Source organism: Streptomyces sp. A3M-1-3, from assembly GCF_024213665.1.
Classification (GTDB): Bacteria; Actinomycetota; Actinomycetes; order Streptomycetales; family Streptomycetaceae; genus Streptomyces.
Window position 1 is genome coordinate 142,703 of record NZ_JANAVP010000008.1, and the last position, 12,124, is coordinate 154,826.

The window sequence follows — 12,124 nt, forward strand, 5'->3', positions numbered from 1 at the left end:
TTGCACGGTTTGATCCACCCACCGAGTCATGGGGCGTCATGCAGATTCGCGATCTTCCGTATCCCGATCCGGGGGTCCCCGACGCTCGGTCCGGCCCCCGGTTCCTGCTGTGGCTCGGGCGCAACCAGCTCGGCGGCCAGCTGAGGTCTCTGGCCTGGGGACTGCTGCACTTCTGCGGTGTCGCCGGGCTGCCGCTGGGCGTCGGCATCGCCGTGCAGGCGGTCGTGGACCGTTCGGGCGGGCGCCTCGCACTCGCAGGCGGGCTGATCATGCTGTTCGGCGTGGCGATCACGGTGGGCGACACGATGCTGCACCGGACCGCCGTCACCAACTGGATCACGGCCGCGGCGCGCGTCCAGCAGTTGCTGGCCCGCAAGGCGGCCGAGCTCGGCTCGGCGCTGACCCGGCGGGTCGCCGCGGGCGAGGTCGTCGCGGTCTCCACCGGCGATGTCGAGAAGATCGGCTGGTTCGTGGAGGCGGTCTCACGGTTCGCCGCCGCCGCGATCACGGTGGTCCTGGTCTGCATCGGCCTGGTGGTGTACCAGCCGGCGCTCGGCGTCGTGGTCGCCGTCGGCGTACCCGTGCTGGCCATGGCCGTACTGCCGCTGCTCCCCCGCGCGACCCGGCGCGCCGACATCCAGCGCGAGAAGGCAGGCAAAGCCACCGAGCTGGCCTCCGACACCGTCGCGGGGCTGCGGGTGCTGCGCGGCATCGGCGGCGAGGAGTTGTTCCTCGGCCGCTACCGGCAGGCGTCGCAGGAGGTACGCAGGGCGGCCGTCCGCAGCGCCCGCATGTGGTCGCTGATCTCCGCGATCCAGGTGCTGCTACCGGGCCTGCTGCTGATCTCCGTGGTCTGGTACGGGGCGGTCCTGGCCCTGGAGGGCCGGGTCACGGTCGGCGAACTGGTCACCGCCTTCAGCGCGGTGACGCTGCTGATGTACCCGCTGCGGCACTTCGAGGAGATCGCCATGGCGTACTCCTTCTCGCGCCCCTCCGCGAAGCGCGCCGCCCGTGTGCTGTCGCTGGAGCGGACCTCGTACGACGACGAGCGTGGCGGCCTCGGTGCGGACGGGGTCCCTCCGGAAGGTGACCTCTACGACCCCGCCACCGGGCTGCTCGCCCCCGCGGGACGGCTCACCGCCGTCGTGTGCGGCGACCCGGACGCAGCCGGGCGCCTCGCCGAGCGCCTGGGCGGACACGCCGCCGAGGAGGAGAAGAGCCCCTCCGTACTGCTCGGCGGGGTGGCGCTGGACGACCTTGCCCTCGATGCCGCGCGCGCCTGCGTGCTCGTACAGGACAAGGATCCGGTGCTGCTGTCGGGGACCCTGCGGGAGCTGCTGGACGTACCGGCCTCGGGCGAGGTGAGTGCGGTGGACGCGCTGGCCGCCGCGCAGTGCGGCGACGTGCTCGACGCACTCGCCCAGGCTTCGGTGGACGCGGAGGGGGATCCGATGAGGACCCGGATCACCGAGCGCGGCCGCTCGTTGTCCGGCGGCCAGCGCCAGCGCCTCGCACTGGCCCGTTCGCTGGTCAGCGACCCCGAGGTACTGGTGCTGGACGAGCCCACGTCCGCCGTGGACTCGCATACGGAGGCCCGGATCGCGGCGGGCGTGAGCGAGCTGCGGGCTGGGCGCACCACGGTGGTGTTCGCCTCCTCGCCGCTGCTGCTGGACCGTGCGGACCGGGTTGTCTTCGTGCACGACGGCGAGGTGGCGGCGGTGGGTGTGCATCGCGAGCTGCTGCACAGCGAGCCCCGCTACCGGGCGGTCGTCACCCGGGAGACCGAGGAAGAGCAGCTGGGCAAGGTGTCCGAGCTGGAGCTACTGGAAGAGATCGAGGAGTCGGCATGATCGGCGTGGCGCCACCGGCCTACGACCCGGACGCCCCGGAGTCGGCGACGACCCTGCCCGTCGGCACGCCGGCGACGGTGCGTGCGTACGTGGCCGAGCTGCTCCGGCGGCACCGTGCGGCGTTCGTCCTGCTCGTGTCCGTCAACGCGGTCGCGGTGATCGCCTCGATGGTCGGCCCCTATCTGCTGGGCGGGCTGGTCGAGGCGCTGGCCGACGGTGTCGAGGGGGCTCGCGAGCTCCATCTGGAGCGCACCGCCGCACTGTTCGCGCTCGCGCTGGTCGTGCAGACCGTGTTCGTGCGGCTGGTGCGGCTGCGTGGCGCGATGCTCGGCGAGGAGATGCTGGCCGATCTGCGCGAGGACTTCCTCGTACGGTCGGTCGGGCTGCCGCCGGGGGTGCTGGAGCGCGCCGGCACGGGTGACCTGCTCTCCCGTATCACCACCGACATCGACCGGCTGGCCAACGCGATGCGGGAGGCCGTTCCGCAGCTGGCGATCGGTGTGGTCTGGGCGGCGCTGCTCATCGGCGCGCTCACCGTGACCGCACCGCCTCTGGCCCTGGCGGTGCTGGTCGCGCTGCCGGTACTCGTCCTCGGCTGCCGCTGGTACTTCCGGCGCGCTCCCTCGGCGTACCGCTCGGAGGCCGCCGGGTACGCGGCGGTCGCGGCGATGCTCACCGAGACGGTGGACGCCGGGCGGACCGTGGAGGCGCACCGCCTGGGCGGCCGGCGGGTGGCACTGTCCGAGCAGCGGATCAGGGAGTGGACGGCGTGGGAGCGCTACACGCTCTATCTGCGGTCGGTGCTGTTCCCCGTCATCAACGTCACCCATGTGACGATCCTGTGCTCGGTGCTGCTGATCGGCGGCTACTTCGTCCTGGAGGGCTGGATCAGCGTCGGGCAGCTGACAACGGGCGCTCTACTGGCGCAGATGCTGGTCGACCCGGTCAACCTGATCCTGCGCTGGTACGACGAGCTCCAGGTCGCCCAGGTGTCGATCGCCCGGCTGGTCGGCGTACGGGAGATCGAGCCGGACGCGGGCGACGCGGAGGTCGCGCCGGACGGGCGGGACGTGCGGGCGGACGCGGTGCACTTCGGGTACCGGGAGGGCGTCGACGTGCTCCACCGGGTGACGCTCGACGTCCGCCCGGGGACGCGTCTGGCCCTGGTCGGGCCGTCGGGCGCCGGCAAGTCCACGCTCGGCCGGCTGCTCGCGGGCATCTACGCGCCGCGGACCGGCGAGATCACCCTCGGCGGTGCGGAACTGTCGCGGATGCCGGCGGAGCGGGTGCGTGAGCATGTGGCCCTGGTCAACCAGGAGCACCACGTGTTCGTCGGCTCCCTCCGGGACAACCTGCGGCTCGCCCGTACCGAAGCGGATGACGCGGAGCTGTGGTCGGCGCTCGGGGCGGTCGACGCGGACGGGTGGGCGCGGGCGCTGGACAACGGCCTCGACACCGAGGTCGGCTCGGGCGGCGCGCTGCTCACCCCCGCCCAGGCCCAGCAGATCGCGCTGGCCCGGCTGGTGCTTGCCGACCCGCACACGCTGGTCCTGGACGAGGCGACCTCGCTGCTGGACCCGCGCGCGGCCCGGCACCTGGAGCGCTCGCTGGCGCGCGTGCTGGACGGCCGCACGGTCGTGGCGATCGCACACCGGCTGCACACGGCGCACGACGCGGATGTGATCGCGGTCGTGGAGGACGGCCGGATCAGCGAGCTGGGCAGCCACGAAGCCCTGGTGACGGCGGACGGAGCGTACGCGGCCCTGTGGCGGTCCTGGCACGGGTGAGCGCGGGCGGGGTGGTTTCCCCCACCCCGCCCCTTGCCGAAACCGGGGCTCTGCCCCGGGCCCGGCGGAGGCGGCCGCTTCGGGCCGCCACGTTCCTGCCGCGTCGCGCAGCCTCCCGGGCCCGGGAGGCTGCGCCCCCGGGTTCGGGTTGCCGGCGCCGAGGCGGGTAGGGGACGGCCGGACAGGCCCTCAGATCACGTTCAGGGCAGCCGCGCCGCCCACCCCGCCCAGGAGCATGAACACCGGCATCAGGACCTTCAGCTCCACCCAGCTGCCCGCGCGGAAGCGCAGCGGCTTCGGGGGGCCCACCGGGTACCAGCGCTTGCGGCCCATCGGGATCGGCCACAGGATCGGGCAGCCCGAGACGGTCAGCGCGTCGCCGATGTCGTGCACCAGCGCGCCCAGCACGATCGGCAGGCCCAGCCAGAGGTACTCCTGGCCGGGGGCGGTGAAGAGCCAGTCGGCGCCGCTGCCCGGCTTGTCGAGCACACCCGCGAGGATCCACGCGCTGGTCGCGCCGAGCAGCCACACCAGGACATCGCTCGACATCCGGGCGGCGCGCCACAGCAGTCCCTCGACCGCGAGCACCAGGTGGACGAAGAGGAGGGCGAGCACGGCCCAGCGGCCTCCGGTTACGGCGATCGCCGAGGCTCCGGCGCCGATCGTCACCGCCCACAGCCAGGTGTGGGTGAGCGTCCGGTGTCCGCCGGTCCGACGGGGGTCGCCCGGCTTGCGGGTCGCCTTGTAGACGGCGTAGGAGAGCTTGTCGACGATCTCGCACAGCCCGCGCGAGACCGGCCCGAAGGCGCGCGAGATGGTCGCCGACTTGTGGTCGAGGTCGGGGGCGAGCGCGGCGCCCGCGCAGATCAGCGCTCCGACGACGAGCACGGGCCACGGCATCGGATGGCCGGCGGCCGCGGCCGCGGCCCCCACCCCCAGCCAGGCCGCTGCCCCTGACAGAGAGTGTGCCGGTCCCATCATGATCGTTCCCGCCCCGTTGCTCGCGATGCTGTTGTGCTGAAGCCCAGTTGACGGGACAGCGTATCGGCCGTGATCTTCCTACCGCCGACCGGTTCCCTCATCCGGGGGGAAGCCAGGCAAGATGGGGGGTGTGACCCTCATTGATCAGCTGCCGCCGGATGCCGACCCCGATGCCCTCTTCGAAGCCTTCTCGACCTGGGCCGAAGGCCAGGGCATCACCCTCTACCCGGCTCAGGAGGAGGCGCTGATCGAGGCGGTCTCCGGGGCGAACGTGATCCTCTCCACCCCCACCGGCTCGGGAAAGAGCCTGGTCGCGGCGGGGGCGCACTTCACGGCGCTGGCCCAGGACAAGGTCACCTTCTACACCGCTCCGATCAAGGCACTCGTCTCGGAGAAGTTCTTCGACCTGTGCAAGCTCTTCGGCACCGAGAACGTCGGCATGCTGACCGGCGACGCGTCCGTCAACGCCGACGCCCCGGTGATCTGCTGTACGGCCGAGGTGCTCGCCTCCATCGCGCTGCGGGACGGCAGGGCCGCCGACGTCGGCCAGGTGGTGATGGACGAGTTCCACTTCTACGCCGAGCCGGACCGCGGCTGGGCCTGGCAGATCCCGCTGCTGGAGCTCCCGCAGGCGCAGTTCATCCTGATGTCGGCCACCCTCGGCGACGTTTCGCGGTTCGAGGAGGACCTGACGCGCCGCACCGGGCGCCCCACCTCGGTGGTGCGCTCGGCGACCCGGCCGGTTCCGCTTTCGTACGAGTACCGGCTCACGCCGATCACCGAGACGCTCACCGAGCTCCTCGAGACCAAGCAGGCACCCGTCTACATCGTGCACTTCACGCAGGCGGCGGCCGTCGAGCGGGCGCAGTCGCTGATGAGCATCAACATGTGCTCGCGCGAGGAGAAGGACAAGATCGCCGACCTCATCGGCAACTTCCGCTTCACCACCAAGTTCGGCCAGAACCTCTCGCGTTTCGTACGCCACGGCATCGGCGTCCACCACGCCGGCATGCTGCCGAAGTACCGCCGCCTGGTCGAGAAGCTCGCGCAGGCCGGTCTGCTGAAGGTCATCTGCGGTACGGACACCCTGGGCGTCGGCGTCAACGTACCCATCCGCACCGTGCTGTTCACGGCCCTGACCAAGTACGACGGCAACCGGGTACGGACATTGCGCGCCCGGGAGTTCCACCAGATCGCGGGCCGCGCCGGGCGGGCCGGCTTCGACACGGCCGGCTTTGTCGTCGCGCAGGCTCCCGAGCACGTCATCGAGAACGAGAAGGCGCTCTCCAAGGCGGGCGACGACCCGAAGAAGCGTCGCAAGGTGGTCCGCAAGAAGGCGCCCGAGGGGTTTGTCGCCTGGAGCGATTCGACCTTCGAGAAGCTGATCGCCTCCGACCCGGAGCCGCTGACCTCGCGCTTCCGGGTCACCCACACCATGCTGCTGTCCGTGATCGCCCGGCCCGGCAACGCCTTCGAGGCGATGCGGCGGCTGCTGGAGGACAACCACGAGCCGCGCCGCAACCAGCTCCGCCACATCCGCCGGGCGATCGCCATCTACCGCTCGCTGCTGGACGGCGGGGTGGTCGAACAGCTCGACACCCCCGACGCCGAGGGCCGGACCATCCGGCTGACGGTGGACCTCCAACAGGACTTCGCGCTCAACCAGCCGCTGTCCACCTTCGCGCTCGCCGCCTTCGACCTGCTGGACCCGGAATCGCCGTCGTACGCCCTGGACATGGTCTCCGTCGTGGAGTCCACGCTCGACGACCCGCGGCAGATCCTGGCCGCCCAGCAGAACAAGGCGCGCGGCGAGGCGGTCGGCGCCATGAAGGCCGACGGCATCGAGTACGAGGAGCGGATGGAGCGGCTCCAGGACGTCTCGTACCCCAAGCCGCTGGAGGAGCTGCTCTCCCACGCCTACAACGTGTACCGCAAGAGCCACCCGTGGGTCGGCGACCACCCGCTCTCGCCGAAGTCCGTGATCCGCGACATGTACGAGCGGGCCATGACCTTCACCGAGTTCACCTCGTACTACGAACTCGCCCGCACCGAGGGCATTGTGCTGCGCTATCTGGCGGGCGCGTACAAGGCGCTGGAGCACACCGTCCCGGACGACCTGAAGTCGGAGGACTTCGAGGACCTCATCGCGTGGCTCGGCGAGATGGTCCGCCAGGTCGACTCCAGCCTCCTGGACGAGTGGGAGCAGCTCGCCAATCCGGAGGTCGAGACGGCCGAAGAGGCCCAGGAGAAGGCCGACCAGGTCAAGCCGGTCACGGCCAACGCCCGCGCCTTCCGGGTCCTGGTGCGCAACGCCATGTTCCGCCGGGTGGAGCTGGCGGCGCTGGACAACGTGGCCGAACTCGGTGACATGGACCGAGAGTCGGGCTGGGACGAGGACGCCTGGGGCGAGGCGATGGACGCGTACTGGGACGAGTACGACGACCTCGGCACCGGACCCGACGCCCGCGGGCCGAAGCTGCTGATGATCGAGGAGGATCCGGCGCACGGCCTGTGGCGGGTCCGGCAGACGTTCGCCGACCCGAACGGCGACCATGACTGGGGCATCAGTGCCGAGGTCGATCTCGCGGCGTCGGACGAGGAGGGCCGGGCCGTCGTCCGGGTCACCGCCGTCGGCCAGCTCTGATGGTTCAGCCGGCTCTGTGAGAGTGGAGAACTCCTGATGACGAACCCTGCCGAACGGCTGGTGGATCTGCTCGACCTCGAGCAGATCGAAGTGAACATCTTCCGCGGGCGCAGCCCGCAGGAGTCCCTGCAGCGGGTCTTCGGAGGCCAGGTCGCCGGCCAGGCCCTGGTCGCGGCGGGCCGTACGACCGAGGGTGACCGCCCGGTGCACTCGCTGCACGCGTACTTCCTGCGGCCGGGCCGTCCGGGCGTGCCGATCGTCTATCAGGTCGAACGGGTCAGGGACGGGCGCTCCTTCACGACCCGCCGGGTCGTCGCAGTGCAGCAGGGCCGCACCATCTTCAATCTGACGGCCTCGTTCCACAGCGCGGAGACGGGCAGCATCGAACACCAGCTGCCGCCCCGGCTTGAGCTTCCCGACCCCGAGTCGCTGCCGACGGTCGCCGACGAGATCCGTGAGCACCTCGGCGAGCTGCCCGAGGCGCTGGAGCGCTTTGCCCGGCGCCAGCCCTTCGACATCCGGTACGTGGACCGGCTGCGCTGGACTCCGGAGCAGATCAAGGACGCCGATCCGCGCAGTGCGGTGTGGATGCGCGCGGTGGGGCCGCTGGGCGACGATCCGCTGGTGCACACCTGCGCCCTCACGTACGCGAGCGACATGACGCTGCTCGACGCGGTACGCATTCCGGTCGAGCCGCTGTGGGGTCCGCGTGGCTTCGACATGGCCTCGCTGGACCACGCGATGTGGTTCCACCGCCCGTTCCGCGCGGACGAATGGTTCCTGTACGACCAGGAGTCCCCGATCGCCACGGGCGGCCGGGGTCTGGCCCGAGGCCGGATCTACGACCGCGAGGGCAGACTGCTGGTTTCCGTGGTGCAGGAGGGACTGTTCCGTCCGTACGACCCGAGTGACGCGGGCGCGCAGCAGCAGAAGCAGTAACGGCCAGGTCGTACGGAATCACCGGCCGCGTCCCGGTGCCGCGCGTGCGTCGCGCAGGCGGCGGGCTCGTAACACCAGTTCCAGTTCGAAGCGCCGGTCCGGGTCGTCCACCTCGTCTCCCAGCAGTTCGCGGATCTGGCGTAATCGGTAGCGCACCGTCTGCGGGTGGACACCGAGGCGGGCGGCGATCTCGGGGGCGCCGCCCCGCGTCTCCAGCCAGGCGAGCAGTGTTTCGACAAGCCGCCGGCTGTGCGCGGGGGCGCAACTGTCGAGCGGCGCGAGGCAGCGGCGGGCCAGATCCTCGATCAGTTCCTCGGGCGGCAGCAGGACCAGCGCCTCGGTGTGCTCGGTGCAGTGCAGGACCTGGCCGGCCGGGAGCAGTCCGCGTTCCATCAGGCGTACGGCGGCCCAGGCCCAGTGCAGCGACTTGGCCGCCTCGGCGAGCGGAACCGGCGGCCCGATCGCGCCGGACCAGCCCGTCATGGCGCGCCGCAGGAGTTCGGGGCGTCCGGCCGCGTGGGGGTCGGGGACGACCATGCGCGGCTGCTCGTACTCCATGTCCAGCAGCACGTCCTGGCCCACGGCCGGGGCGACGGACTCGGGGGCCGGGCGCAGCAGGACTCCGACGGCGACCTGTTCGGGCAGCGGCCAGCCGATGCGCTCGGCATGTTCGGCGAGGGCGCCGGTCGGGTCGGTGCGGTGCTCGCTGAGCATCAGGGTGATCAACCGCCGTTGCAGCCGCAGCCGTTCGCCGGCCTGGCGGGCGGCGGCTTCGGCGTAGCCGCGTACGGACTGGGCGACGAGCCCGTCGAGGTACTCGAAGCCCGATTCCACCAGCTCGTACATGGCCGGTGGCGGAATCTCGACCTGCTGGCCGATCTCGGCGAGGCGGCGCCACGCGAGCCTCACCCCGAGGCGGTAGATGGCCTGGAGCGAGTCGAGGCTGCGGCCCTGGAGCACCTCGCCGCGGCCGAACTCCTGGAAGACCTCGAGCCGTCGTCCGTTCGGCCCGTCCTCCTCCACGAGGTGGTCCACGAAGTCCTCCAGGGCCCGGCGGATGCCGACCAGCGCCATGGGTTCGCCCGAGTCGTCGACGACGAGCGGCAGGCCGGGGTACTCCTTGCGGATCTCCGTCAGGATGGCCTGGGCGAGCGCGGGCACCTCGGCCATGGCCAGGGCCGCGAACCTGCGCGCCCGCACGCGGGGCACGTCCCGCCAGGCCGTGCGGACGGCCATGGGTTCCTCCCTCGCTGCTGGTCGGCTGCGGCTTCGGGTACAGCTACAGGTGCAACTACGGCTGAGGTGACGTCGACGGCCGGCCCGTCTCGAAGGAGACGAGCGGCACATTGGGCTGCTCGGGGGTGGCGTTCAGTGCGGCGACGATGCCGAAAGCGGCCCCCCCGGCGAGAACAGCGGCGGCCATGGTGGTCAGCACGGCAGCGGTCAGTCTGTGCATGGTTCAGCGAGCCTCTCGGTCGGAAGGCACCCCGCCCCACGGCACCGGCTCGGCGACTGCCCAGTCTGTGAGTGCCATTGACACTCCGTCAAGAGGGCGCTTACGGTCCCGGCCCGTACAGACGCACACCGTCCTGAATCCACCCTCGCGCCCGGGAGTACCCGAATGCGTCGTACCGCTTCGCCGTTGTCACTGGTCCTGCTGGGTGTCGGCGTCTTTCTGCTCGTACTGGCTCCGCTGCTCGCCTGGTACGTGGAGCCACGCGCCAAACGCACCCCGACCGATGTCGATGTCACCACGGTGTTCACCGGCACCGGCGAGTATTTCGACACCAGCAGCCTCAGACCCGTCAAGGGCAAACCGATCACCATCACCCGGCGGGTGCTGGGCGATGTCGCCGCGAGCGAGCGCAGCGGGCGGGCGGTGTGGGACGTCTCCACGGCGATCGACACGCCGGACACGCTGGCCTTCCGGGACCCGCGCCGGTCGTACCAGTGGACGCTGGAGCGCTGGGTGACCGACCGCCGGACCAACGCTCCGGTGCACTGCTGCGGGGAGACGCCGGAGTATCAGGGCGAGGCGTACCTGAAGTTCCCCTTCGATGTGCAGGAGCGGGGTTACCGCTGGTGGGACAACACGCTGGGGGCCACTGTCCAGCTGGAGTTCAGCGGTAGGAAGCGGGTGGCGGGGTACGAGGGCTACCGGTTCACCGGGGCCGTGACGGACACCCGGACGGGCACCCGGCAGGTGCCGGGGCGGCTGGTGGGCCTGCCGAAGCGAAGTCAGGTGCATGCCGAGGAGTGGTACGCCAACGCCGGTATCGAGCTCGTCGTGGACCGGCGGACCGGGCGCATCATGAACGCGAGAACCGCCCCCCGCAAGACGCTGCGCGCGCCCGGTGCGGCTGAGGCGAAGGTGGTCCTGCTGGACAGCGAGGGCCTGGAGTTCACCCCGGACACCCAGCGCGAACAGATGGCGCTGGCGAAGGCGGACAGCGGCATGCTGCGGGCGGTCGGCGAGACGGCGCCGATCGCCGGCGGAGCGGCCGGTCTGGTGCTGGCGGGCGCCGGCGCCGTACTTGTCACGCGGGGCAGAGAACGCCCGAATCCGCAGCAATCCGACACAATGTGATGAGGCGTCAGCTCCAGGGCGGGCCAAATTTGTCACCGCCGTGAGTAGCGGCATCGAACAGTGGGGCGAACACTACGTACCCCACCCCGCCACAGACCGCTCGCGCCGCTCACCCTTCCTCAACGTCCCGCACCCCGAGACGAGTTGGAGCTCGAATGCCCCAGCACGTACCCCCCACGTTGCGCGCGCCACACCCCCACCCCCTGCCCCACTCGACGCAGCTGCCTCAAGCGTCGCCTCACACGCCGCCTCACACGCCGAAGTCTCCCCATCCCCGCCGGATCGTCTTCCTCGCCCGCCGCGACCTGGGCAATCCCGCCGCCGGCGGCTCCGAACTCCTCATCGACCGCATCGCCGACGGGCTCACCGCTCACGGGCACCAGGTCACGCTCCTGTGCGGCGGCCCCGCCGCGTTCCGCGACTACCGCGTGGTCTCCGCCGGGGGCGACGCCGGGCATTTCCTGCGCGCCCGCCGCGCCTTCGAACGGCAGGTCGGCGACTGCGACCTGTTCGTCGAGGTGTGCAACGGCATGCCGTACCTCGCCCCGCTGTGGCACCGCGGACCGACGCTCTGCCTGGTCAACCATGTCCACACCGACATCTGGGGCGAACGTTTCCCCGGCCCCGCCGCGCGGCTCGGCCGAGGGCTCGAACGGTGGGCGCTGACCCGCGCACACAGTGGCAGCCTGCTGGTCGCAGTCTCCGGTTCCACGGCCGACGCGCTCCACGACCTCGGCGTCCCGCGCGACCGGATCCGCCTCGTCCACAACGGTGTCGAGGAGCCGGGCCCACTCGCCCCCAAGTCGGCGGAGCCGTTGTTCCTCGCCATGGGACGCCTGGTCGAGTACAAGCGGATCGACCTGCTGCTACGCCTGTGGGAGAGGGTCAGACCCGTCACCGGGGGCCGGCTCGTCATCGTAGGTGACGGGCCGGAACGGGACAGGCTGGAAGCCCTCGCGGGCCCCGGCGTGACCTTCACCGGCCGGGTGACGGAGGCCGAGAAACACCGGCTGCTGTGCGCGGCCTGGATGCTGCTGCACCCCTCGCTCGTCGAGGGCTGGGGTCTGGTGGTGACCGAGGCGGCGGCCCGCGGCACACCCGCCATCGGCTTCGACATACCTGGACTCAGGGACTCCGTCGACGACGGCGTCACCGGCGTACTCGCCCGCGGCGAGAGCTCGTTCGCCGCCGCCTGGTGCACGCTGGCGCTCAGCCCCGAGCGGCGCGAGGCCCTCGGCCGGGCGGCCGGGCAGCGGGCCGCGCACTTCCGCTGGGGCGCCACCGTCCGGCAGTTCCGGGCGGCGGCCGCGGAGGCCGCACTGCTGCGGAGGTGAAC

9 protein-coding genes are annotated in these 12,124 nt (G+C 71.5%); 6 read left to right on the forward strand and 3 right to left on the reverse strand.

Features of this window, described 5'->3' with window-relative positions; all coding sequences use genetic code 11:
- Window positions 1–38: 38 nt before the first annotated feature.
- Both NLX86_RS11745 and NLX86_RS11750 read left to right on the forward strand, forming a co-directional pair.
- Window positions 39–1,850, forward strand: a complete 1,812-nt coding sequence (locus tag NLX86_RS11745; protein ID WP_254371579.1) for an ABC transporter ATP-binding protein — start codon at window positions 39–41, stop codon at window positions 1,848–1,850.
- On the forward strand, window positions 1,847–3,637 hold the full coding sequence (locus NLX86_RS11750; RefSeq protein ID WP_254371580.1) for an ABC transporter ATP-binding protein: 1,791 nt from the start codon (window positions 1,847–1,849) through the stop codon (window positions 3,635–3,637). Before NLX86_RS11745 ends, NLX86_RS11750 begins: the two co-directional genes overlap by 4 nt.
- Before the next feature lie 189 nt (window positions 3,638–3,826).
- On the opposite strand, the gene NLX86_RS11755 is transcribed toward NLX86_RS11750, so the two are convergent.
- Complete coding sequence (locus NLX86_RS11755; protein WP_254371581.1) at window positions 3,827–4,618, reverse strand: metal-dependent hydrolase; 792 nt, start codon at window positions 4,616–4,618, stop codon at window positions 3,827–3,829.
- A 130-nt stretch (window positions 4,619–4,748) separates the two neighbouring features.
- On the opposite strand from NLX86_RS11755, the gene NLX86_RS11760 reads away from it, so the two are divergent.
- Together NLX86_RS11760 and NLX86_RS11765 are read left to right on the forward strand one after the other, a co-directional pair.
- Complete coding sequence (locus tag NLX86_RS11760; RefSeq protein WP_254371582.1) at window positions 4,749–7,262, forward strand: DEAD/DEAH box helicase; 2,514 nt, start codon at window positions 4,749–4,751, stop codon at window positions 7,260–7,262.
- A gap of 36 nt (window positions 7,263–7,298) precedes the next feature.
- Window positions 7,299–8,201, forward strand: a complete 903-nt coding sequence (locus NLX86_RS11765) for an acyl-CoA thioesterase II (protein ID WP_254371583.1) — start codon at window positions 7,299–7,301, stop codon at window positions 8,199–8,201.
- An 18-nt stretch (window positions 8,202–8,219) separates the two neighbouring features.
- On the opposite strand, the gene NLX86_RS11770 is transcribed toward NLX86_RS11765, so the two are convergent.
- Window positions 8,220–9,437: a CdaR family transcriptional regulator gene (locus NLX86_RS11770; protein ID WP_254371584.1), complete on the reverse strand. Its 1,218-nt coding sequence runs from the start codon at window positions 9,435–9,437 to the stop codon at window positions 8,220–8,222.
- 55 nt (window positions 9,438–9,492) lie between these two features.
- Window positions 9,493–9,657, reverse strand: coding sequence for a hypothetical protein (locus NLX86_RS11775; protein WP_254371585.1), 165 nt, complete (start codon window positions 9,655–9,657; stop codon window positions 9,493–9,495).
- Between the two features lie 165 nt (window positions 9,658–9,822).
- Between NLX86_RS11775 and NLX86_RS11780 the strand changes: the two genes are divergently transcribed.
- Both NLX86_RS11780 and NLX86_RS11785 read left to right on the forward strand, forming a co-directional pair.
- On the forward strand, window positions 9,823–10,788 hold the full coding sequence (locus NLX86_RS11780) for a DUF3068 domain-containing protein (protein ID WP_254371586.1): 966 nt from the start codon (window positions 9,823–9,825) through the stop codon (window positions 10,786–10,788).
- A 155-nt stretch (window positions 10,789–10,943) separates the two neighbouring features.
- On the forward strand, window positions 10,944–12,122 hold the full coding sequence (locus tag NLX86_RS11785; protein WP_254371587.1) for a glycosyltransferase family 4 protein: 1,179 nt from the start codon (window positions 10,944–10,946) through the stop codon (window positions 12,120–12,122).
- The last annotated feature ends 2 nt before the right edge of the window (window positions 12,123–12,124 follow it).

Coding starts and splice junctions, on each gene's coding strand:
- NLX86_RS11745 (WP_254371579.1), top strand. CDS start 39: ATGCAGATTCGCGATCTTCCGTATCCCGATCCGGGGGTCCCCGACGCT.
- NLX86_RS11750 (WP_254371580.1), top strand. CDS start 1,847: ATGATCGGCGTGGCGCCACCGGCCTACGACCCGGACGCCCCGGAGTCG.
- NLX86_RS11755 (WP_254371581.1), bottom strand. CDS start 4,618: ATGATGGGACCGGCACACTCTCTGTCAGGGGCAGCGGCCTGGCTGGGG.
- NLX86_RS11765 (WP_254371583.1), top strand. CDS start 7,299: ATGACGAACCCTGCCGAACGGCTGGTGGATCTGCTCGACCTCGAGCAG.
- NLX86_RS11770 (WP_254371584.1), bottom strand. CDS start 9,437: ATGGCCGTCCGCACGGCCTGGCGGGACGTGCCCCGCGTGCGGGCGCGC.
- NLX86_RS11775 (WP_254371585.1), bottom strand. CDS start 9,657: ATGCACAGACTGACCGCTGCCGTGCTGACCACCATGGCCGCCGCTGTT.
- NLX86_RS11780 (WP_254371586.1), top strand. CDS start 9,823: ATGCGTCGTACCGCTTCGCCGTTGTCACTGGTCCTGCTGGGTGTCGGC.
- NLX86_RS11785 (WP_254371587.1), top strand. CDS start 10,944: ATGCCCCAGCACGTACCCCCCACGTTGCGCGCGCCACACCCCCACCCC.